Annotated in this window: 17 protein-coding genes; 10 read left to right on the top strand and 7 right to left on the bottom strand. The window is 70.3% G+C overall.

Annotation, left to right across the window (positions count from 1 at the left end; translation table 11 throughout):
• Positions 1–4: 4 nt before the first annotated feature.
• Together K8625_RS12610 and K8625_RS12605 are read right to left on the bottom strand one after the other, a co-directional pair.
• A complete protein-coding gene (locus tag K8625_RS12610; protein ID WP_370641906.1) occupies positions 5–664 on the bottom strand; it encodes a Uma2 family endonuclease in 660 nt (219 codons plus the stop codon).
• A gap of 84 nt (positions 665–748) precedes the next feature.
• Positions 749–1,498 (bottom strand): SDR family oxidoreductase, encoded by a 750-nt coding sequence (locus K8625_RS12605; RefSeq protein WP_223749609.1) that lies wholly within the window; start codon positions 1,496–1,498, stop codon positions 749–751.
• Positions 1,499–1,918: 420 nt separating this feature from the next.
• Here K8625_RS12605 and K8625_RS12600 point away from each other — a divergent pair, with 420 nt between their 5' ends.
• From K8625_RS12600 to K8625_RS12590, 3 genes are all read left to right on the top strand, one after another.
• Positions 1,919–3,577, top strand: a complete 1,659-nt coding sequence (locus K8625_RS12600; protein WP_223749610.1) for a nitrous oxide reductase family maturation protein NosD — start codon at positions 1,919–1,921, stop codon at positions 3,575–3,577.
• 168 nt (positions 3,578–3,745) lie between these two features.
• The gene (locus K8625_RS12595) at positions 3,746–5,611 is read left to right on the top strand and encodes a PAS domain S-box protein (RefSeq protein WP_255653490.1); all 1,866 of its coding nucleotides are present in this window, start codon (positions 3,746–3,748) and stop codon (positions 5,609–5,611) included.
• A 10-nt stretch (positions 5,612–5,621) separates the two neighbouring features.
• A complete protein-coding gene (locus K8625_RS12590; RefSeq protein WP_223749710.1) occupies positions 5,622–7,520 on the top strand; it encodes an ATP-binding protein in 1,899 nt (632 codons plus the stop codon).
• Between the two features lie 16 nt (positions 7,521–7,536).
• Here the strand turns inward: K8625_RS12590 and K8625_RS12585 are convergent, their stop codons facing one another.
• The 3 genes from K8625_RS12585 to K8625_RS12575 all read right to left on the bottom strand — a co-directional run bounded on the left by K8625_RS12585 (position 7,537) and on the right by K8625_RS12575 (position 15,051).
• Positions 7,537–12,429 carry a hypothetical protein gene (locus tag K8625_RS12585; protein ID WP_223782842.1) on the bottom strand — a complete coding sequence of 1,631 codons (4,893 nt, stop codon included), beginning with the start codon at positions 12,427–12,429 and terminating at the stop codon, positions 7,537–7,539.
• 214 nt (positions 12,430–12,643) lie between these two features.
• Positions 12,644–13,732: a bifunctional methionine sulfoxide reductase B/A protein gene (locus K8625_RS12580; protein WP_141331883.1), complete on the bottom strand. Its 1,089-nt coding sequence runs from the start codon at positions 13,730–13,732 to the stop codon at positions 12,644–12,646.
• A gap of 440 nt (positions 13,733–14,172) precedes the next feature.
• Positions 14,173–15,051, bottom strand: a complete 879-nt coding sequence (locus K8625_RS12575) for a general secretion pathway protein GspE (RefSeq protein WP_223749613.1) — start codon at positions 15,049–15,051, stop codon at positions 14,173–14,175.
• A gap of 323 nt (positions 15,052–15,374) precedes the next feature.
• Here K8625_RS12575 and K8625_RS12570 point away from each other — a divergent pair, with 323 nt between their 5' ends.
• From K8625_RS12570 to K8625_RS12555, 4 genes are all read left to right on the top strand, one after another.
• The gene (locus K8625_RS12570) at positions 15,375–16,115 is read left to right on the top strand and encodes a MotA/TolQ/ExbB proton channel family protein (protein WP_046716649.1); all 741 of its coding nucleotides are present in this window, start codon (positions 15,375–15,377) and stop codon (positions 16,113–16,115) included.
• A gap of 130 nt (positions 16,116–16,245) precedes the next feature.
• Positions 16,246–16,734: a biopolymer transporter ExbD gene (locus K8625_RS12565; protein WP_046716648.1), complete on the top strand. Its 489-nt coding sequence runs from the start codon at positions 16,246–16,248 to the stop codon at positions 16,732–16,734.
• A 24-nt stretch (positions 16,735–16,758) separates the two neighbouring features.
• Complete coding sequence (locus K8625_RS12560) at positions 16,759–17,337, top strand: biopolymer transporter ExbD (RefSeq protein ID WP_141327011.1); 579 nt, start codon at positions 16,759–16,761, stop codon at positions 17,335–17,337.
• A gap of 84 nt (positions 17,338–17,421) precedes the next feature.
• Complete coding sequence (locus tag K8625_RS12555) at positions 17,422–18,081, top strand: HAD family hydrolase (protein ID WP_223782841.1); 660 nt, start codon at positions 17,422–17,424, stop codon at positions 18,079–18,081.
• A 10-nt stretch (positions 18,082–18,091) separates the two neighbouring features.
• On the opposite strand, the gene K8625_RS12550 is transcribed toward K8625_RS12555, so the two are convergent.
• Positions 18,092–18,853 carry a helix-turn-helix transcriptional regulator gene (locus tag K8625_RS12550; protein WP_223782840.1) on the bottom strand — a complete coding sequence of 254 codons (762 nt, stop codon included), beginning with the start codon at positions 18,851–18,853 and terminating at the stop codon, positions 18,092–18,094.
• A 145-nt stretch (positions 18,854–18,998) separates the two neighbouring features.
• On the opposite strand from K8625_RS12550, the gene K8625_RS12545 reads away from it, so the two are divergent.
• From K8625_RS12545 to K8625_RS12535, 3 genes are all read left to right on the top strand, one after another.
• Entirely contained in the window at positions 18,999–19,601 is a 603-nt protein-coding gene (locus K8625_RS12545) for a putative glycolipid-binding domain-containing protein (RefSeq protein ID WP_223782839.1), read from the top strand.
• A gap of 73 nt (positions 19,602–19,674) precedes the next feature.
• Entirely contained in the window at positions 19,675–20,229 is a 555-nt protein-coding gene (locus tag K8625_RS12540) for a hypothetical protein (RefSeq protein ID WP_223782838.1), read from the top strand.
• Between the two features lie 233 nt (positions 20,230–20,462).
• Entirely contained in the window at positions 20,463–21,335 is an 873-nt protein-coding gene (locus tag K8625_RS12535; RefSeq protein WP_223782837.1) for a hypothetical protein, read from the top strand.
• A 64-nt stretch (positions 21,336–21,399) separates the two neighbouring features.
• On the opposite strand, the gene K8625_RS12530 is transcribed toward K8625_RS12535, so the two are convergent.
• Entirely contained in the window at positions 21,400–21,621 is a 222-nt protein-coding gene (locus tag K8625_RS12530; RefSeq protein ID WP_046716643.1) for a DUF5683 domain-containing protein, read from the bottom strand.
• Between the last annotated feature and the right edge of the window lie 18 nt (positions 21,622–21,639).

The raw sequence follows: 21,639 nt of genomic DNA, 5'->3' as shown, positions 1-21,639 counted from the left end.
GGGGTCAGCGCTCGAAAAGTGAACCGAGATTCATGTTTTGAGCGGCGAAGGGCTCGGCCCGGATGTTCTCGGCGCCGGTGTGCGTGGCGCAGGGCGTCCAACGCCCGGCCTCCAGCCGGTAGACCTCCAGTTGCTGCTGGCGTGGGTCCAACAGCCACAGGTGCTTCACGCCCGCGCGGGCATACAGGTTCATCTTCGCGCCCCGGTCCCGGGAAGCGGTCGAAGGGGAGAGGACCTCACACACCCAATCGGGAGCGGTCGTCATCCCCACGACCAGCGGGAGCTCTGGCATGCGCTCGTGTCGCCACGCGGCCAGGTCCGGCACGAGCACGTTCGGCCCCAGATGCAGCTCGGGCTCGGGCAGGAAGACCCAGCCCCCGGGGCCTCGCCTGCGGAGCCCCTGCTCGAACGGACTCAGCACGATTGCCAGCCGGATTGCCGCACGTCCATGGGGAGGCAGCGGACGCGGACTGACGTGCAGCTCACCGTCGATGATCTCTCCCACTACATGCTCGGGAAGCTCTTCGAGCGCCTTGTAGAGGCTCCTGTCGATGGGCGACTCGTCACTCATGTCGCCCCCAGGATGAGACTCCACCACCACCCGTGCAACCCGACCCCTGACCTCGTGCTGGATGTCCTCGTTCATCCGTTCAGCATGAATCATACCTCTGACATCCTCAATCAGCCTGAGGACTCATTGGGTATGAGACCCGGAGAGCACGAAAACTCCGGGCTGGCCCCAGTCCGCTCAGCCCTGACGCTTCACCGCGAGCGGCCCGAAGGCCTGCGCCACGGGCATCAGCGACATGACGTTGATGTTCACGTGGGCGGGCCGCGTCGCCACCCAGTGCACCGTGTCCGCGATGTCCTCGGGCGTCAGCGGCTGCGTGTTGGCGTACACCGACGCGGCGCGGGCGTCGTCACCGCGGAAGCGGACGTTGGAGAACTCCGTGCCGCCCACGAGCCCCGGCTCGATGTCCGTCACTCGCACCGCCGTGCCCAGCAGGTCCGCGCGCAGGTTCAGGCTGAACTGCTGCACGAACGCCTTGGTGGCCCCGTAGATGTTGCCACCCGGATACGGATAGTCCGCGGCCACCGAGCCCATGTTCACGATGTGCCCCCGGTTGCGCGCCACCATCCCGGGCAGCACCGCGTGCGTGCAGTACATGAGCCCCTTCACGTTCGTGTCGACCATCACCTCCCAGTCCTCGAGCTTCGCCGACTGCGCGGGCTCCAACCCCAACGCCAGCCCCGCGTTGTTCACCAACACGTCCACCTCGGCGAACCCGGCGGGCAGCCCGTCGACCACCCGCTTCACCGCCTCGCGGTCCGTCACGTCGAGCGTCACCGGCAACAGCCGTTCCCCCAGCTCCGCGCGCACCTTCTCCAACAGCTCCGTGCGGCGTCCGGTGGCGATGACCCGCGCGCCCTCCTGGATGAAGCGTCGCGCGATGGCCAGGCCGAACCCGGCCGTGGCTCCCGTAACCAGCACGTTCATGACGTCTCCTTCGGATGTGTTGCCCGCGCGCTAGATGGCACGGCCCACCGGCCCGCGCACGGGGAAAGGCCCCACTCCACGGCTCGTCAGGGCCGGCTTCACGACGCGCCCCCGCTCGCACGCTCCCGCCCGGAGCGGGCTTCTCCCAGAGTGAAGCCTGCGCTCCCGCCCCGGGAATGAATCCGCCTTCATCCGCACACCTGCCGAAATAGCGAGGCGAATCCGAGGCCGTCCGAACATCAGCACGGCTTCTTCGTGCTCCACGCAACCGCCTGGAATCGCGTTTCTCGCCTTCTTCCCCTCCGGCCTGGCGAGCCTGGCTTGCCGTTGCCTCGGGGAATGAACAGGGCGCGAGCCCCGATTGGCGGCCGTCCCCGCGAGCGCCCCACACGCCGCGACCCACACAAGGAGTCCGACCGGATGCGCCAACGCTTACCGCTGATGACGGCTTGCTGCTCCGTGGCCCTGCTTGCCCTCCTCGCCTGCAACGGCAAGAGCGAGCTGACGCAGAACACGGGCTCGAGGCCGTCTCCGGACGGCACACCCTCGACGGGCACCGGGAACCCACCCGCGCCCACCACTCCCACGACGCCGACGAACCCCACCCCCGAACCCTCCTCGCCCGACCCCGAGGAGCCCTCCGAACCCACCCCCACCCCCCAAGAGCCCACGCCGGAGCCAGAGCCGCAGCCGCCCCCCGAGCCGCCGAAGCCCAGCTACACGCGCATCCTCTGGGTGGCGCCCTCCGGCAGCGACAGCGCCTCCGGCACCGAGAACGCGCCCCTGCGCACCGTGACGCGCGCCCTGACGCTCATCGCGCCGGGCGAGGCCATCTATCTGAAGACGGGCAACTACGCCGAGCGCCTCAAGCTGGAGGAGCGAGGAGGCTCGGAGGCGAAGCGGCTCACCGTGAAGGCGGCGCCGGGCCACGCGCCCGTGGTGAAGCCCAGCGGTGAGTCCGCGCTGGTGGACGTGCGCGGCGCGTACTGGAACGTGGAGGGGCTCACGCTGGACGCGGCGGGCAGCTCCACCTTCGCCGTGCTGTGGCGGGGCAGCGCCGCGCACCACGGCGTGCTGCGCGACTGCGTGGCGAAGAACGGCACCGCGGGCGCGGGGCTCAACGTGTCGGAGAAGGCCCACGACATCCTCATCGAGGGCAACACCATCTCCAACTTCAGCCGCGGCAGCAGCGACAGCCACGGCGTCATCGTCCAGACGACGTCCAAGAACGTCGTGGTGCGCGGCAATGACATCCACCACAACTCGGGCGACGCCGTGCAGTGCATCGGCCCCGAGGGCGGCGCCACCGTGTCCGGCACCCCGTTCGACAACCTGCTCGTGGAGGACAACGAGCTGCACGAGAACCGGGAGAACGGCGTGGACGTGAAGACGTGCACCCGCGTCACCCTGCGCAACAACATCATCTGGGGTCACAAGGCCACGTCGTCCTCGCGCGGCGAGGGCATCGTCATCCACCTGTCCGCGTCCGACGTGACGGTGGAGGACAACGTGCTCTACGGCAACGGGCGCGCCATCAACGTCGGCGGCAACCGGGTGAACGGGCCGCCCGCGCGCATCGTCATCCGCCGCAACCTCATCCGCGACGGCCTGGGCGGCGGCGAGGACGGCGGCGGCATCCGTGTGGACACCACCCACGACGTCAAGGTGCAGCACAACACGGTGTGGAACATGCCGGGGCCGTGCCTCACCTTCGGCCACGGCGACACCGGGCCGAGCGCCAGCCTGGACGTGCGCAACAACGTGTTCGCGGGCTGCGCGGTGAATGTGCGCGCGGGCTCGGGGCGCTCGGGCGCGGTGATGGACGGCAACCTCTTCTTCCGCACGTCGGGGGCGGCCGTGTTCAACGTGGATGGCTCGGACACGGGGCTTGCGGACTGGCGCTCTCGCACGGGGCTGGACAAGCGCTCGTTGGAGAAGACCCCGGCCTTCGTCAACATCGACACCGGGGACTTCCGTCTGGGAGCGAACTCGGCGGGTCGCAACGCGGGTCTGGGGTTGGGATTGACCTTCTGTGGCACGGCCCCCGACCTGGGGGCATTCGAGTCGGACTGCCCCTGAGGCATCGGGGCGTGTAGAGTGGGCACCGTCCCCCCTACCGCCCCGACCCTCCACGTGCCGTCTCCGTTGGAATTCGCTCTTGGCATCACGCTGGTGCCTCCGGCCTCGCCCGCGCGGGAGCTCCTGGCCGCGTCCGCCGCGCGCGCCGGCCTGCGCGTGGTGGATGGCATGGAGGGCGCCGCCCTGGTGCTGGTGGACCTCACCGCGCTGGGCGGTGGCCCGGACCTCCAGGCCCTGCTCGACTCACCGCGCGCCTCGCACGTCACCCTGGTGGCCCTGGTGGAGCCCACCGAGCGGGGCTTCGCCGCCGCCGAGCCGCTGCGCCCCGCGGACGTGCTCACGGTGCCGGTGGCCGCGCACGAGCTCATCTTCCGCCTCCAGCGCGCCGCCGGACGACACCTGGAGCGCGAGGCCCAGGAGCGCGGTCAGGAGGACTTGTCGCTCCTGTTGGAGCTGACGGCCGACTACGCCGAGACGTCGGACGTGGAGGCGCTCCTGCACGGCGTCACCCGGCGTCTGGCGGAGAAGCTGGACATCGCGCGCGCCACGCTGGTGATGCTCGGCCGCAACGCGGACGAGGGCGTCATCGTCGCGGCGAGCGATGACCCGGCGCTCAAGGATTTGCGCATCGAGCTGTCGCGCTACCCGGAGATTCGCGAGGTGGTGCGCACCGGTCGCCCGGTGGTGATGGAGGAGGCGCCCACGCATCCGCTGCTCGGCGACGTGGAGCGGCGCGCGGTGGCGGCCCGGGGCATCCACGCCATCGCCGCGCTGCCCCTGCCCATCCGAGGCGAGGTGCGGGGCGTGCTGCTGCTGCGCGCGGCGGGACGGCGGCGGACGTTCACGCCTCGCGAAATCGACTTCCTCACCACGGTGGCGCACGCCACGGCGGTGGCACTGCGCAACGCGTCGGTGCTCCAGCTGGTGCGCGGGCAGACGGAGGCGGAGAAGACGGCGCGCCTGGCGGCCGAGGAGCAGGCGGCGTCCTTCAAGCCCTACCAGCTCTTCTTCGCGCACGTCAGCGAGGGTGTGGCCATCCTCGACGACAAGGCGAGCGTGCTGTCGCTCAACCCCTCCGGCGCGGCGATGCTGGACTATCCGGCGCCCGAGGCCCGGGGGCGGCACCTGCACCAGGTGACGCAGCCGGTGGACGACGGCGTGCTGATGGAGCTGGTGACGGCGGCGTCGCGCGGCGAGGCGCGCTCGGGCGTGGACGTGGAGGTGTGCACGGCCACGGGGCGCAAGCTGACGCTGTCGATGTCGGCGGCGCCGCTGCGAGACGAGGACGCGGCCACCATCCTGTCGTTCCGCGACGTCACCGACGCGCGGCGGCTGGAGGACGAGCTGCGCCAGACGAAGGACTTCCTGGAGCGGCTCATCGACTCGTCGGTGGACGCCATCATCGCCGCGGACCTGAAGGGGCGCATCATCCTCTTCAACAAGGGCGCGGAGGCGCTGTGCGGCTACACCGCGCAGGAGGCGATGGCGAACCTCACCGTGGAGCAGCTCTATCCGCCCGGCGTGGCGCGGCGAATCATGGCCACGCTCAGGGGGGCGGAGCACGGCGGCAAGGGCCGCATGTCGCTGACGCGCGAGGACCTGGTGCACCGCACCGGTGAGCGGGTGCCGGTGAACATGACGGCGTCCATCGTGTACGAGGGCGGGCGCGAGGCGTTCAGCGTCGGCATCTTCACGGACATGCGCGACCGGATGAAGCTGGAGCGCAAGCTGTCCGACGCGGAGACGCGGCTGGAGGAGAGCGAGAAGAGCGCCGTCATCGTCGCGCTCGCCGGCACCGCGGCGCACGAGCTCAATCAGCCGCTGACCTCGGTCATGGGGTACGCGGAGCTGCTCAAGCGCAAGCTGAAGGAAGAAGACTTCGCCTGGAAGCCGGTGGACATCATCTACCGCGAGGCGGAGCGCATGGCGGAGATCGTCCGGAAGATTGGGAAGATCACCCGCTACGAGACCAAGGCCTACATGGGGGAGCAGCAGATTCTCGACCTGGACAAGGCGACCTCCCATGAAGACTGAGACCCGCGCCATGCGCATCCCCAGCGGCCCAGGGCCCGAGTCCTTCCAGGCGTTCTTCGAGGCGCTCGACGCGCCCGTGGCGCTGTGTGACCCCACGCTGCGGCTCTTGGCGGTCAACGAGGCCTTCCACCGCTTCTGCGCGGACCACCAGGTCACGGTGGAGGACGTCGCGCGCACGCTGTCGTCGGTGGGCGTGCCGGTAGACAACTCGAGCTGCGACGTGGAGCTGCCGTTCGCCGGGAAGCCGGGCGCGGTGGTGACGCTGTCCAGGCGGGGGGACGTGGTCGCCGTGCGGGCGAGGAACGACCCGGAGCTGGCGCGCAACCGGCTGGTGGTGGCGGAGCGGGCGCTGCTCGAGCAGGCGCGCACGGAGGGCGTGCTGCTGGACCTGGGCCGCAGCGTGGCGGAGGCGGGAGGCGAGGAGGAGCTGGTGGCCGCGGTGGCGCGCGGGGTGAAGGAGCTGTTCCCCGGGCGCTCGTTCTGCATCCGAATCACCGACTCGCGCACGGGCGGGCTGACGTCGCTCTACGCGGAGGGCCGGCTGAAGGAGGGCGCGCACGAGCCGCTGGTGTTGCTGCAGCGCGCGGTGGAGAAGCTGAACCTGGGGCGCGCGGCGCTGCCGCCGGGGCGGGTGACGGTGCTGGGCGAGGTGCCGCTGCTCTTCGTCGGGAGCACGCACGGCGTGAGCGCGCCGCTGGTGGCGAGCGGGCAGCTCTTCGGCGCCATCAACATGGAGTACCCGGAGGGACTGGACGCGGACGTCCAGCACGACGAGCGCGTGCTGTTGCAGCTGGCCAGCCAGGTGGCGGTGGCGGTGAAGAACGCGAAGCTCATCGACGAGCTGACGTTCGTGCGCAAGTACCTGGAGGACCTGCTGGAGAAGGCGAACGCGCTCATCCTCGTCGCCAACCGGGACAAGCAGGTGGTGGTGTTCAACCAGGCGCTGAGCGCGCTCACGGGCTTCCGGAAGGAAGACGTGCTGGGCAAGGACATCTTCTGGCTGGTGCCGGAGAGCGAGCACCTGCGCTTGTCGCAGGTCATCGCGGCGGCGATTCGCGGCGAGTCGGTGAACAGCTTCGAGACGCGGCTGTTGTCACGCGAGGGCCACGAGGTGCGGGTGTCCTTCGCCACGTCGTCGATGCTGGCGCACCACGGCGAGGTGGAGGGGGTCATCGCCATCGGCCAGGACATCACGGTGGTGAAGGAGTTGGAGAAGCGCATCATCCACGCGGAGAAGCTCGCGTCGATTGGACAGCTCGCGGCCAGCGTGGTGCATGAAATCAACAACCCGATGACGGCGGTGGCCACGTACGCGGATGCGCTGTTGCAGCGCTCGCGGACGACACCAGGGGCGAACCCGGCGGACCAGGAGAAGCTGCGGAAGATCCTGGAGAGCAGCCATCGCATCCTGCGCTTCACGCGCGATTTGGTCAGCTATGCGCGGCCGGCGCAGGACCGGCCGGAGCGGGTGCAGCTCAACGCCGTGGTGGACATGGCGGTGGGCTTCTGTGAGCACGTGGTGGGGCAGGCGCGGGTGAGCGTGCACCGGGAGTACTCGGAGCTGCCGCCGCTGTCGGCGGTGCGGGCGAACCTGGTGCAGGTGTTCGTCAACCTCATCACCAACGCGTGTCACGCGATGCCGCCGGGCGGCTCGGTGATGCTCTCGACGCGGCGCGAAGGTCAGGAGGCGGTGGTGTCGGTGCGCGACACGGGCACGGGCATCGACCCGAAGCACCTGCAGCGCATCTTCGAGCCCTTCTTCACGACGAAGCCGGAAGGGAAGGGCACGGGGCTGGGGTTGTCCATCTGCCAGGGCATCGTGGAGAACCACGGTGGCCGGCTCACGGTGGAGAGCACCGTGGGCGCGGGCACGACGTTCTCGGTGCGACTGCCGCTGCCCGTGGAGTGACAGCGGCCGCCTTTGCTCAGTCCCAGCCGCGCAGCTCCACGCGGACCTTGCGCACCAGCAGCTCCCACTCCTGACGCTTCATCGTCGTCAGGATGCGACCGCCGATGAGCGTGAGGCCCGCGAGTGTCATCACCAGGAAGCCGATGCGATGGTCCCTCAGGCCCGCGTCGAGCAGGTTCGCCACCACGTCCAGCGTGAGGAACAGCGTGCCCAGCGCCAGGTACGCGCGAATCTGCAGCGCCATGCCCACCACGACGCCCAACAGGCACACGCCTCCGAAGACGAGCGCATACGTCCCGTCCGGCGACTGGCCCACGCTCATCGCCAGCTTCGACGCGGCCGGCACGTACAGGAGCATCCCGCCCAGGATGCGCACCGTGTTGCGCGCCGCGTGCGGCAGGCTCTCCGTGAAGAGCTGCCCCAGCATCAGCAGCAACAACCCCAGCGGCGCCAGGTAGATCTCCAGCCCCTCCAGTCCGAAGGCCAGCGCCGCGATGAGCAGCGCCAGGTTGCACGCCGCCGCCGCGAAGGCACCGAACATCCGACTGCGCTCCACCGCCCCCAGCGCCGCGTACAACAGGCCCGAGCCTCCCGCGAGCAGCGCCGCCTCCCGCGTCGCCTCTCCCGGCAACACCATCGCCATGCCGATGGGCAAGAGCGCCGCGAACCTGCGCGTCGCCGCCTCCACCGGCTTCACCCCCGCGCGCCGCGCCATCACCGTCACGCCCACCAACACGAAGCCCAGCGCCAGCGCGAAGAGCGCGTCGTGCTCGGCCCGAAGCCCGGAGGCGTACAGCGCCCGCACCATCGCGTACACGCCCACCACCGCGAGCTGCACGAAGTAAACGTGCCGCCCCGTGTGCTCCACCCAGGCGCAGTGCAGCGCCACCAGCACCGACAGGCCGATGGCCGCGATGGCCAGCCTCAGCGCCTCGTCGGACGGCTGCCCCACCACGGCGAAGAGCGTGAGCATCAGCCCGCTCGTCACCAGCCACCCGTCGCGCCCCCACGTCATCCCGCCCGCGATGTCCAGCCGCCGCGTCCGCGCCCACCGCTGCGCCGCCTGCATCGCCGCCACCGCTCCCGCGGCCGCGAGCGCCAGCGCCGCGCCATGCACCGAGAACAGGTCGTCATAGCGAAGCCAGGGGCCCGACAGGCTCGCGCGGATGGTGAAGAACGTCATCACCGAGGCCACCACCGTGGCCCCCATCATCCCCGTCGCCATCGCCGCGACGAGTGACGCGAACGAACCCTTCCAGCGGAGCGCAGCCACCATCACCGCCGCCGAGGACAGCGCCAGCGTCACCGCGAAGGCCGGTGACACCATCCACGTCCCCCCCAGGCCGATGAGCACCTCTCCCAGGAGGTTGAGCGCCGCGAACGTCGGCGACGTGTCACCGTTCACCGCCAGCGCGTACAGCCCACCGGCCGCCAGGTAGACCATCATGGCCTGCTGGATGCGGACTCGTGCCGGTCCCTCGGGCATCCCACGCCGCGCCACCACCCACGGCCCCACCGTCACCACGAGCAGCCCCACCAGCGCGAGCACCGGACCCGGCCAGGCCTCGAGGATGGGCACGCGATGCGCCGCGGCGTGCACCAGCAAGAGGACGCTCACTCCCAGGACGCCGCGCCCCTTCGTCCGTGCCCCGCCGACGAACAGCACCACGCCCGTGGCGAAGACCAGCCCCGCCGCCGTCAGCCCGGGCTGGAAGAGCGCCGCCAGACTGACGAGCACCACCGTGGTGACCGCGCGACGGTGCAGCAGGTGCCGGAAGGACTCGGGCAGCCCACGAATCGAGGCCGCGGCGTAGACGAGCCCCACGGCCGCGATACCCACGAACGCGCGCTGCCACAGCAGGAACAGCGTGTCCCCGGGCGAAAGCCACGCGCCTTCCTGGAGCCAGTGGTAGCCCTCCGCGCCCGCTCGCACCCACTGTCCATCCGGTGGCGCCAGCGACACGAGCGACGGCCCCAGCAGCGACTGCCGTGCCGCCCAGAGCGCAGCCCCTGGAATCCCCAGGTACAGCCCCACGTTCGCCAGCGGCACCGAGCGGAACGAGCGCGCGAGCAACAACATCAGCATCGCCGCGCCCAGCACCATCAGCGGCGGGATGATGCCCAGCGCGCGAGACGGGTCCGGCAGGCCGACGAGCACCGCGCCCTTGAGCAGGACGAACACCAGCGCCAGCACGCCCGCGTGGGGCACCAGATGGTAGTGCGGCCCGTGAGAGGGCTTCTCCAGTCGCGCCGCCACCCACGGCCCGAAGCGCCGCGTCGCCAGCGCAATACCCCACAGCGCGATTCCGACGAGCGGATGGCGCATCGCCACGATGTCCGGAGGCAACGGACGACCCGCGCGGTTGATGATGGCCGTCAGCGCGATGAAGCCACCCATCGCCGCCAGCGCCACCACCGTGCCGCGCAGCTGCCAGTCCACGAACCCACGCGACACGAAGGCCAGCAGCGCCACCGCGGCGAGCATCCCTCCCGCGAGCAGGCACAGCGCGCGCTCCGCGTCGGAGGGCAGCGTCAGCCAGTGGGCCAACGTGAGGGTCGCGATGATGGCCTGGGCCAGCGCCACCGTCGCGAAGCCGTCCGTGTAGAGCGACAGCCCTCGCGCTCCCAGGGGGAGGGGGACCAGGTCGAACACCTTCCGTCCCCAGAAGCCGCGCACGGGCGGCGTCCCGTCGGTCACCACGGGCACGCGAGGACGCAGGGCCGCGAAGACGGCGAAGCCGAACGCCACGGACGCGGCGACGAGCGCCGCCCGCGCCGACTGGAAGTCCCACGTGGTCCCCAGCACCTGCGACACGACGAGCGAGACACCCAGCGCCGCCAGGAGGGTGACCAGCCGGGTTTCATCCCGCCGCGCTCGCAGGAGCAACCACGCGGACGCCCACGCCGTGGGCAGCGCGAGCCACGCCGTGCCAGGCAGTCCCGAGAGCAGCTCGGGGACCACCGGCGAGACGGCGACGGACAGCACCACGCCCGCCGAGGCCAGCACCATCGAGAGGTCATCCAGCGGCAACAACGCGTCGCGCGGAGCCGCCGGCTTCGCCCACGCGAGCTGCACGTGCCCCACGACGCCGTAAAGCGTGGCCAGCAGCGCGAAGACCGCCAGTCGGCTCCACTCTCCCGTCAGCTCCGGGGTTCCATCCACGAAGGCCAGCGCGCCGAAGAGCGCGGCCAGGCCTCCCAGGTAATGCAGTGCGCGCCAGCGCCAGCCGCCCGTGACATGCGCGACCAGGGCGATGCACAGCCCCGTCAGGACGCGCGGCCACGGCGTGCTCTCGCCCTCGAAGCGCGCTACCAGCGGCATCGACGCCACCGTGGCGACCAGGCTCCACGTCAGCAGCTTGATGCTCAGCATCGCCGCCGCGAACCTGCGTGAAGCGAACATCAACCCGGACGCGGCCACGGCGCCGCCGAACACCCACCAGCCCGCATCCGTGGGCGCCACGACACGCGCCACCAGCACACCCGCCAGCAGCGTGGCCATGACCGCGGGATGGACCAGGGCCCGACGTCGCGACTCGAGCAGGAAGAAGACTCCCGCGGCCACCACGGGCGCGAGCGCCGATGCGGCGGCGACCTGAACATCATCTCCGGCGCCCAGGGTGAACGCACCCAGCGCGCCCGCGAGCGCCCCGGCGGACAGCACCGCGTGTGCCACCGTCTCGACCACCGCGCTCAGTCGCGGATGCGTCCCGCGCGCGAACTCCGTGGTCGCGGCCAGCGCGAGCACCGTGGCGAGCCCCTGCGTCCAGAGCGTCATGCCCGCGAACAGCGCGCCGCCCGGCTCCATCGCGTCGAAGCCCGAGGGCGCGCTCGCCACGGCGAACACCGCCAGCCAGAGCGCGCCATAGAGCGCGGCGCAGGCGGACACCAGCACCGTGCTCGCGTCCTTCGCGGCCCGCCCTCGCCACAGCGTGGCACCCAGGGCCACCACACCCACCGACGCGCAGAGCACACGCGCCCACGGCGCATCGTCGAGCCCCATCAACGGCAGTCCCGCGAGCAGCGACGGGAACAGGGCCAGCGCGAGCGCCGACGCGGACGTCCCGTACAGCAACCGGCCCGCGGAGCGCAGCGGCACCAGTCCAATGGCCGTGACTCCGAGCGCCACGGGAATGCCCACCGTCAGCGACAGGCCCACGAGCGAGGACATCGCGATGAAGGCCACGGGCAGCAGCGCGAGCCCGATGCCCGACAGCACGCGGCCCACGGGCAACGAGCGGCGTGACAGGAACACCCCCAGCCCGATGAAGGCCGCGTGGTAGCCCCACAGCGCGCCCGTCACGAGGAGCTGCCGGGGCACGCCGCCCAACGCCTGCCAGGCCTCGCGCACGCCCATGAGCGAGCCGCCCAGCACCAGCACCGCGCCGAGGAACCACCAGATGAAATCATTGAGCCGGGCCGAGCTCGCGGGCTCCGCATCCAGCGCTACCATCGCCTCCAGCCCGCCGCCCAGCGCTCCAGAGGCATCCCGCGCGAAGAGCGACTGTCCCGAGCCCAGCGCGGAGCCCAGGTCGTCCTCGCTCGCGTCGCGGTCCCCGTGCTTGCGGCGAGCGGCCTGCTCACGCTCCTCCTTCGCCGCGTTGTCCAACGAGCGCGCGAGCGCTCCGGCCCATCCCCACGTCCAACCCTCCGCGCCTCGCACCGACGCGGCGACACCGTCCGCCCAGGCCTCCACGCGCGCGGCGGGGTCCAGCGGCGGCGCGACGGGCTCGACGGGGACGACTTCCGGCGCGGTGACGACCGCGGGCTCGGCGATGACCGGCGTCAGCGTTCCTTCGAGCCGCAGCGCGGTCGACTCATCGATGAGCGCGCCGTCGCGCCAGGACGCGATGTGTCGCCACAGCGTCGTCTTGACGAGGGCCTCGAAGTGCGGCTCGGTGACGGGCACGAGGGCGTTGCCACATTCCTGGCATGACTCCCCCGATGCCCCGTCGCGAAGTCGCGCGCAGACTGGGCAGATCATCCACCCAGCATAGCCGCACTCACACCCACCTCGCTGCGCCTGCTCGGCGGGTCATGAAACATCCAGCCTGAGTCGCGAAGTGCTCTCACGCTTTCCCCATCTCTGGGGCGTACGAGCGGCCTCGAGGGCGCGGGGTTTCTCAGTCCCTCATGTAATGGCAGGTGTATCCGCCTGGATTCTTCACCAGGTAGTCCTGGTGGTAGGCCTCGGCGGGGGTGAACTCACCGGCGCGGACGATTTGCGTGACGACGGGGCGCTTCCACTTCCCGGAGGCATCGACGCGGGCCTTCACGGCCTCGGCCACCTGCCACTGCCTGTCGGAGAGCACGAAGAGGGCGGAGCGGTACTGCGTGCCCACGTCATTGCCCTGGCGGTTGAGCGTCGTCGGGTCGTGCATGCGGAAGAACCACTGCTCCAGCAGCGTCTCGTAGCTGAGCACCTTGGGGTCGAACACCACGCGCACCGACTCGGCGTGTCCCGTCCTGCCCGTGCTCACGTCTTGATACGTGGGCCGCTCCAGCGAGCCCCCCGTGTAGCCGACGTCCGTCTGGAGCACGCCCGGAATCTTGCGCAGCAGGTCCTCCATTCCCCAGAAGCAGCCACCCGCGAGCAGCGCCGTCTCGGTGACACCGGACGCGGCCAGCGCCTTGCCCACGTCGACCTTCGGCGCCGCGGCGCTCGTGGGCTTGCGACCGAACAGCGCGAGCCACTCGCCGTACCCCTGCTTCTCCAAATCGTTCACGGACACGAAGCGCAGCGACGCGGAGTTGATGCAGTAGCGCTGCCCCGAGGGGCGCGGGCCGTCATCGAACAGGTGTCCCAGGTGCGAGTCGCCGGCCTTCGAGCGGACCTCGACGCGCACCATGCCCAGGCTCTCGTCGCGCTTCTCGACGACGCGGGCGGTGTCCACGGGCTTGGTGAAGCTGGGCCAGCCCGTGCCCGAGTCGAACTTGTCGCGCGAGGAGAACAGCGGCTCTCCGGTGACGACGTCGACGTAGAGCCCCTCTTCGTGGTGGTTCCAGTACGCGTTGCGGAACGGTGGCTCGGTCGCCGACTCCTGCGTCACCTGGTACGCGACAGGGGAGAGCGTGCGGCGCAGCTCCGCGTCCGAGGGCTTCTCGTAGCGGCGGGTGTCCTTCGCCACCGCGAGCGTCCCCGACTCGAGCGCGCCGCCTCCCGAGGCCGCGCCGCTCGCCTGGGTGCACGCCGCGAACACCGCGAACGCCATGCATAACCACAGGCTCCGCGAGGCGCTTGCTGAAGCGCGACGCGAGGTGACGACGAAGGTGGACGACATGGCGCAGACCTCTTCCGGTGACGCCGCGACGCGCGGGGGTTCTGTTCTCTTACGCGCGGGCCCCGAAGTCGGTTTCAGCCGCGGTGACACTTGTGTCGCGGGCGCCCCGGATAGCCGGCGGACGACCGAGCCCGCCGCGCCACGCATGCCCGCGAAAGACACGTCGCCAATCCTGCAGGAGTCGAGGGAGGACCGGCCGTGGCGCCGCGCTTCGAGGCTCACGTGATACCGCGGTCGTTTCGAGCCCGCCGCGCTCCCCGACACGCACGTCGCCCTCGATGCGGGATGTCGGCGTCTTGAGGGCAGTCCCGCGAGGCGCGGATGAGCGCTGTCGCGACGCCCGCGCCAGCACCCCGGAACGACGACGAGGCTCAGCCTTCCTGCGGCTTGTCCTCGTCGTCCAGCTCGCGGCTGAACTCCTCGTTCGTGAGCAGGCCCTTGCGCGCCATGATGCGCATCAGCGCCCAGAACTTCCGCTCCAGCTCCTCGACGCGGTCCGGGTCCTCGCGCGCCTGGCCGAACAGATAGTCCAGATCATCGAGCACGCCGCCGCCCGAGGCGGGCTTGGGCTTCGCCGCGGACTGCTCGCGCTTCTGCTTGCGCTGCTCCTCCCGCGTGCGGATCAACTCGGCCAGCGACGTGCGCTGGGTCGTCTCACCCGGAGGAAGCTCCTCGCCGACGATGACCTCCTCGTCATCCTCCTCGGGCGTGACCGGCGCGGGCTTCGCGGGCACCGCCGGACGCGGACGCGCCGCGGGGGCGGGCCGGGGCGGGGCCGCCGCCGCCGTGCCGCTCGCGGTCGCCACCGGCACCTTGTGGTAGTAGCGCAGGATGGCGCCACGCACGGCCGACAGCGCCGCCACGCGCACGCTGACCTTCAGTCCCGTGGTGAACTCAATCTCCTCCACCGCCGGCACGTTGAGTGGATCACTCATCGCGACCACGAGCTGACGGCGCCCGCCCACGCTCTCCAACGCGATGGGGAACAGGTCGTGCTGCTCGCAGAACCTGGCGCGCAGCATGTGCACCGCCGCCCACTCCGGAGTCACCGCCGCCAGGTCCACCTGCGGCATCCCCAGGGCCTGGCTCAGCGCCCCCGCGAGCGTCGCCTCGGTGATCGCCCCCTGCGCGATGAGTGTGGCTCCCAACCGCTGGCCCGATTTCCGATGGGCCGAAAGCCCCGCCTCGAGCTGCGCGACGCTGATCGCCCGCTGCTCCAGGAGCAGCTCGCCAATGCGCTTCCTCGCCATGGCGCCGGCATTACCACGCGGCCCCCAGGCGCCCAAGCGCCCGCAGACACAACCGCTCGTTCTTGGGAAGCCCCCGGAAATGGCCCGCATTGCTGCCTGGAGTCCATGCTGGCAAGGGGTACTCCAGCGCAAAATTCCTGTGAGATTTCAGCACTTAACGCCGGGCCCCCTGCCTTGACACCCCAGACAGCCATTCCTAAAGTCGGCACCACCGTTTTCAACATCCATTCCTGCCGCCCAATCACTGGGGCGCACGCCCGGGGGGGCGACAGGTTCTGGAAGGTCCGGAGCGCCGGGCCGAGCCGCCGTGGAGGCAAGACGCGATGAACCTGGGGTTTTTGACGAATCTGGCCGTGCTCGCCAACGCGGGGGGCCCCGAGCGGGGCTTCTTCGAAGAGATTGCCAAGCGCTGGGAGGCCGGTCAGTGGGGTATGTACCCCATCGCCGCGTGTCTCGTGGTGGCGCTGTCCATCATGGTCGAGCGCACCATCGTGCTGTTCGGCAAGGCCTCCATCAACAAGGAAGCCTTCCTGCGCGGCCTCAAGAAGCACATCTACGCGGGTGACCTGGACAAGGCCATCAACTACGTGGCGGGGCAGAAGTCCACGCCGCTGACCAGCGTCATCAAGGCCGGTCTGATGAACGTCCCGAAGGGCCAGGACGAAGTGCAGGCGGCGCTCGACGAGGCCACCCTGCGCGAGACGCCCCGCCTGGAGGCCCGCTCCGGCTACCTCGCGATGCTCGGCAACGCGGCGATGCTCGCCGGTCTGCTCGGCACCGTGTCGGGTCTCATCTCCTGCTTCGAGGCCGTGGCCAACGTGAACCCGGCCGACAAGGCGACCATTCTCGCCAACGGCATCTCCGAGGCCATGAACTGCACGGGCTTCGGGCTGGTGACGGCGATTCCCTGCCTCATCGCCTTCTCCGTGCTGATGGGCCGCACCCAGTCGCTGGTCAACGACATCAACGAGACCAGCGTCTCCGTGCTCAACCTCATCGTGGCGAACAAGGACAAGTTCAAGAACCTGAACGTCCCCGCCGCTCGGGACCACCACGACGACTGAGTCGGGCGCCCCGCTTCGGGGAACCCGCGACCCGGGCGCGCTGTCCTGTCCCCATGAGTGGGGACATACGGCGCGCCCCTTTCAGTCTCTTGCCGCGCCTCACCGCGCGGGGCCTTAGGAGGAGAACGCCATGGCCGGCGGAATGGACACAGGTCAAGGTGGCAAGGGCGGCAAGAAGCCGCTCGATACCGCCATCAACCTGACCGCTTTCATCGATCTGATGGCAGTGACCATCAGCTTCCTCATCATGACGGCCGTCTGGACCCAGATCGGTCGTCTCCAGGTGTCCCAGGCGGGAGGTCCCTCCACGGAGGAGGAGCCGCCCCCGACGGAGACCAAGACGGTTCAGTTGACGCTGCTCATCACCCCGACGGAGCTTCGGCTGTCGGCGGACCAGAGCACGTTCGACCCCATCCCCCTCACCAAGGACGGCAAGGGGAAGACGGACCTGTCCAAGCTGGTGGCGCGCTTCAAGGAGTTGAAGGCGCAGCTGCCGGACCAGACGGCCATCACCCTTCAGCCCGAGGACAAGGTCCGCTACGAGGACCTGGTCCGCATCATCGACGAGTGCATCGGCTCTGGGTTGCCCCAGGTGTCGGTGTCCGCGGCGATGGGCTAGCCGAGCACGGAGCCACACCCAGTCATGGCCATCAAGGTTCCAGGCAAGCGGTACGGCAAGCGCCTCCAGCACTCCAAGGTGTTCGGACACGGCGCGCACGGCAAGCGCAGCGGCTACGCCGACCTGCTCATCACGCCGCTGGTCGACATGTTCGTCATCATCGTGCTCTTCCTCATCGCGAACTTCTCCGCGACGGGTGAGGTGCTGATGATGACCAAGGACATCCAGCTGCCCGAGGCGGTCAACGTCGCCGAGGTGGAGATGCACCCCGTCGTCATGGTCTCCGGCGACCAGGTCAGCGTCTCCGGCACCATCGTCGGGCGCGTGGAGGACTTCTCCAAGGACGAGTACCTCAACATCCCCGCGCTGGAGGAGAAGCTGCGGGACATGAAGAAGCAGTTCGAGGACCTGCACGCGATGGCGAACGACGACGCCAACACGTTCAAGGGCGACATCAACATCCAGGCGCACAAGGACGTGGAGTACGCCATCATCAAGCGGGTGATGTTCAGCTGCGCCACGGCGGGCTACAACAACATCAACTTCGCGGTGATGACGGTGGCGCCCTCGGACGGTGGTGCCACCGCGGCGGCCACGCACTAGCGACGCGCATCCTCGAGCGGTCTGCTCGAACGCCCTGGCCCACCGTGGCCGGGGCGTTTTCGTTTTGTCTGGAGACCTCATCCCATGCAGCTTCGTGCCGTCTTCTTCGACCTCGATGGGACCCTGGTGGACTCGCTGGGCGACATCGCCGACGCGATGAACCATGCGCTCGCGCACCATGGCCTGCCCACGCATCCGGAGGCCGACTACCGCCGCTTCGTCGGCGAGGGGGTGAGGGAGCTGGCGCGCCGGGCGGTGCCCGCGGGCCGCGAGGACCAGGCGGCGCCGGTGCTGGAGACGTATCGGGCGTACTACGACGAGCACCTCTTCGACCGGACCGCGGCCTACCCGGGCATCCCCGCGATGCTGGACGCGCTCGCGCGGGACGGCGTGGTGATGGGCGTGCTGAGCAACAAGTCGGACAGCTTCGTGAAGCGGCTGGTGGAGCGGCTGTTGCCGGGGCTCCCCTTCGCCCGGGTGTATGGCGAGCGGCCCGGCATCCCGCGCAAGCCGGACCCGACGGCGGTGCTGGGGATGGCGACGGAGCTGGGGGTCGAGGCGGGCGTGTGCGGCTTCGTGGGGGACACGGCGGTGGACATGCTGACGGCGCGCGCGGCGGGGATGTACGGCGTGGGCGTCACGTGGGGCTTCCGCGACGTGGCGGAGCTGCACGGCAATGGCGCGCGCGCGGTGGCGACCACGGCGGAGGAGCTGCTCGCGGCGCTTCGCTCGGCCCGGGGCTGACGTCACGCGTTCAGACGGACCGGGTCCTCCTCGCGGCGCCCGGTGTCTGTCCGTAGCGACGGCGGAAGGCGTTGCCCAGGTGGCCCTGGTTGGCGAAGCCCGCCTCCAGCGCCACGTCCGCGAGCGGCAGCCGGGTGTCCAGCAGGAGGGCGAGCGCGTGTCGCAGCCGCACCTCCTGGAGGTGCTGGTGGATGCCGGTCCCCGTCACCTTGCGGAAGACGCGGCAGGCGTGGAACGGGGAGACGCCCGCGCTCGCGGCCAGGGTCTCGACGGAGACCCACGTGTCGAAGTGAAGCGCGGCCTCGTGTGCGATGGCGTGGGCGATGTCGCGCTCGCGCGGGCTCACGGTGGTGGAGCCTCGCTCGCCGGGCGTGAGGATGAGGCCCAGGGCCTCCTCCACCTGGACGCGCTCCACGGGGTCCTCGCGGAGGAGGGACTGGAGGCGCACATAGGCCTCGGCGCTCACGGCGAGCGTCGACGCGTCCGGGTGCGACCAGCGACGCAGCCACGCTCCTCTCACGGACAGGCAGGCGTCGCCGCCGCCATGGGGATGGCGGATTTCACAGGGCCGCTGGGGACCGAGCCTCAGTCCGACGCCAGGGGACACCACGGCCCGCGTCCGCGAATCGCGGTACTGGAAGCGCCCGTGCAGCGCGAGGACGAGCCGCTCGCTGTCCACGCCTTCCTCCCGGGGCCTGGGGCTGTCGTGTCCGTCGCAGGTGACGCGGGCGAGCTGGAGGTCCGGCGCGCTGTACAGGAGCGAGGCGTGCATGCGCGGCATGTCGTGAACATGGCGCGTCGCCCGAGGCGCGGGCAAGCGGTCCGGTGCGCGTGTGCTCGCGAACAGTGGGAGCAAGGATGTGTAAGACGGCGCCGCCGCTGTTCCCTAGGGTGGTCTCTCTTCCACGGGCTACCCCATGACCTACCTGGACCTTCTCTCGAAGTCCTCGCGCCGCTGCGTCCGTGCCTGGCAATGGACGCGCGAAGACGAGCCCTGCGGCGAATACGCGGAGCTGCACGAGCTCGCTGATGGCTGGGCCCTGGCGGGCTCGGTGGTGCTCTCACGGGAGGGGACGCCCTTCCTCGCGGAGTACTCCGTGGAGAGCGACTCACGGTGGCGGACGCGACAGGTCCACGTCGCGCTGCGAGGGGCGGGTGTCTCGCGGACGCTGGACCTGCGCGTGGATGATGGGCTGCGCTGGTGGCGAGGTCGCGAGGAGGTGGTCCAGTTCGCGGGCTGCACGGATGTGGACCTGGCCTTCTCTCCGTCGACGAACACGCTGCCCATCCGCAGGCTGTCGCTGGAGGTGGGGCAGGGCAGCGACGTGACGGCGGCGTGGGTGCGCATGCCGGACCTGTCGCTCGAGAAGCTGCCGCAGCGCTACACGCGCCTGTCCCCCACGCGCTATCGCTACGAGAGCGGCGGTGGCCGCTTCACCTCGGAGGTGGAGACGGATGAGCTCGGACTGGTGACGCGCTATCCGCCCGCGTGGGTGCGCGTGTCCTCCGCTTCGCGCTGAGTCCATCCCGGACAACGCAGTGCCATTCACAGGGGCGCCGAGCGACTTCGGTGCCTGATGGGAGACGTGCATCATGATGTCGAAGCCCGAGTCACCGCTCTCGCAGCGTGCGCTGGAGCTGCTGCGCGCGGACGGACCCTTGCCCGCGCTGGCGGATTCCCTCGCCTTGTTCGGCCGCTTCATCGGCGCCTGGGACGTGGACGTCGCGTTCTTCGACGCCGCCGGGAGGCAGACCTACCGCCAGCCCGGCGAGTGGTCCTTCTCGTGGGTCCTGGACGGACGCGTCATCCAGGACGTGCTCATCTATCCGAACCCCGAGGGGCTCGATGCGTCCGCGGGAGCGAGGCGCATCGGCACATCGCTGCGGCACTTCATCCCGGAGCAGGGCACCTGGCGTGTCGTGTGGATGGGCGCCACCGCGGGGTACCTCGTCTCGCTCGTTGGTCGCCCCGTCGGCGATGAAATCCACATCGAGGGGAAGGATATGGACGGCAAGCCGCTGCGCTGGATGTTCACCGCCGTCACCGACGGCGCGTTCCTCTGGCGGGGCTTCATGTCGGACGACGGTGGTGCCACCTATCGGCTCACGCAGGAGATGCACGCGCGCCGCCGCGTCCATCGCACCTGAGTCGCAGGGGGCGCCTCACGGCGGGTGGCTTTCGCGGCCCCTCCCCACCCTTTACGATGGGGCCGTGAGGTGCATCGCTTGATGGAGCAGGGCCACGTGCCTGGGGTGAGGGGGCTGGCGGAGCATCGTCTCGGACGCAGGTCCGCGTGGACCGTTGGACGAGGCGTGCTCGCGAGGGTCCGATGCGCCGCGAAGCCGCAGTGCACGAGCCGTCATCTCCGGGAGGGGGTGACGTGAGCACCGCGACGAAGACGGAGGGCGCGCGAGCCGAGGCCACCGAACAGAGCGCCGCTCCCTCCGGCGAAGTGGCGGCGCCATTGAACGAGCTGGTCGCCGTGCAAGCGCCGCCCGGCGACGCTCCGACAGCGACGGCTCCCAAGAGCCCACGTCGAAGCGCGGTGAGCGCGGCCCTCTCGAACCTGTGGCCCGTGCTGCGCGTGACGTTCTCGCTCCTCGGCTCGGGGCTGTGGGGCGCGCTCAAGGGGTTCTTCATCTTCGGTTGCGTCGGCCTCGCGCTGGCCCTCGCCTTCGTGCTGGCGCCGCTCTGGCTCGGGAGCGCGCGAGGGCCTCCCTGGCTGGATATGCTGAGCCTGGTGCTCATGCCCCTGTCGCTCGCGGTGACGGGCGGCTACGCGATGATGCTCCGTGGCGGCGCCTCCCGGCTCGGCGAGGAGGCGGAGAAGCGCGGCTGGCTGGGCTACCTCTACGCGGTCATCAAGCCCGCGGCGCGGCAGCTCGCCGGGCGCCTGCGGAGCAAGGGCACGCTCAGCCGCAAGGAGCTGCTCCGAGCCGTCAAGGAGTCGGTGGCCGAGCGCGCGAGCGGGCCCTCGGCGCCGTCCACCGTCGCCTCGCGACTGGGTGGGCTGGAGCGCTTCTTCATGGAGCAGTCCTACCGGGTGCTGGGCGCCATCGCCGTGCGCGCGGTGGTCGCCTCGCCGGATGGCGCCACGGCGGTGCGGGAGCTGGAGTCGCTGGCCATCGAGCGGCTGCAGGTCGCGCTCGTGGAGCGGCTGGAGGACCTGTTCCTCGTGCAGCAGGTTCTGGCGCTCGGCGTGGGGCTGCTCGTCGGTGCGATTCCGCTGTTCATCCTGCTGCTGCTGTCCTGACGAAAAGAAACGCGGGTCGGCCCTCCCCCTGGACCGACCCGCGCGAGCCCGCATCTCACGCCGTTCAGACGACGGTGACGCGGTACTTCTCCTTGTCCTCCGCGCGGTTGTAGGCCGTGGCCGCGGCGATGATGTGGCACACCCAGCCGAGACATCCGCCGGTGCCAATCCAGAAGCCGGGGGTGATGATGAGCCAGAAGACACCGCGCAGGATGTCCCCGTTGTAGATCTGCCCGACGCCTGGGATGAGGAAGGACAACAGGGCTGCGATTCCGGGACGCGACATCGTCTTGGTACCTCCTTG

It is taken from the genome of Myxococcus sp. AS-1-15, assembly GCF_020037055.1.
Taxonomy (GTDB): domain Bacteria; phylum Myxococcota; class Myxococcia; order Myxococcales; family Myxococcaceae; genus Myxococcus; species Myxococcus fulvus.
This window is presented reverse-complemented; position numbering and strand designations above follow the sequence as displayed.

Bases quoted from the DNA above. Each gene is read 5' to 3' on its own strand.
- K8625_RS12555 (WP_223782841.1), top strand. From the start codon at position 17,422: ATGCAGCTTCGTGCCGTCTTCTTCGACCTCGATGGGACCCTGGTGGAC.
- K8625_RS12610 (WP_370641906.1), bottom strand. From the start codon at position 664: ATGATTCATGCTGAACGGATGAACGAGGACATCCAGCACGAGGTCAGG.
- K8625_RS12550 (WP_223782840.1), bottom strand. From the start codon at position 18,853: ATGCACGCCTCGCTCCTGTACAGCGCGCCGGACCTCCAGCTCGCCCGC.
- K8625_RS12560 (WP_141327011.1), top strand. From the start codon at position 16,759: ATGGCCATCAAGGTTCCAGGCAAGCGGTACGGCAAGCGCCTCCAGCAC.
- K8625_RS12530 (WP_046716643.1), bottom strand. From the start codon at position 21,621: ATGTCGCGTCCCGGAATCGCAGCCCTGTTGTCCTTCCTCATCCCAGGC.
- K8625_RS12580 (WP_141331883.1), bottom strand. From the start codon at position 13,732: ATGGCGTTCGCGGTGTTCGCGGCGTGCACCCAGGCGAGCGGCGCGGCC.
- K8625_RS12590 (WP_223749710.1), top strand. From the start codon at position 5,622: ATGCGCATCCCCAGCGGCCCAGGGCCCGAGTCCTTCCAGGCGTTCTTC.
- K8625_RS12600 (WP_223749610.1), top strand. From the start codon at position 1,919: ATGCGCCAACGCTTACCGCTGATGACGGCTTGCTGCTCCGTGGCCCTG.
- K8625_RS12565 (WP_046716648.1), top strand. From the start codon at position 16,246: ATGGCCGGCGGAATGGACACAGGTCAAGGTGGCAAGGGCGGCAAGAAG.
- K8625_RS12575 (WP_223749613.1), bottom strand. From the start codon at position 15,051: ATGGCGAGGAAGCGCATTGGCGAGCTGCTCCTGGAGCAGCGGGCGATC.
- K8625_RS12570 (WP_046716649.1), top strand. From the start codon at position 15,375: ATGAACCTGGGGTTTTTGACGAATCTGGCCGTGCTCGCCAACGCGGGG.
- K8625_RS12605 (WP_223749609.1), bottom strand. From the start codon at position 1,498: ATGAACGTGCTGGTTACGGGAGCCACGGCCGGGTTCGGCCTGGCCATC.
- K8625_RS12545 (WP_223782839.1), top strand. From the start codon at position 18,999: ATGACCTACCTGGACCTTCTCTCGAAGTCCTCGCGCCGCTGCGTCCGT.
- K8625_RS12595 (WP_255653490.1), top strand. From the start codon at position 3,746: ATGGAGGGCGCCGCCCTGGTGCTGGTGGACCTCACCGCGCTGGGCGGT.
- K8625_RS12540 (WP_223782838.1), top strand. From the start codon at position 19,675: ATGATGTCGAAGCCCGAGTCACCGCTCTCGCAGCGTGCGCTGGAGCTG.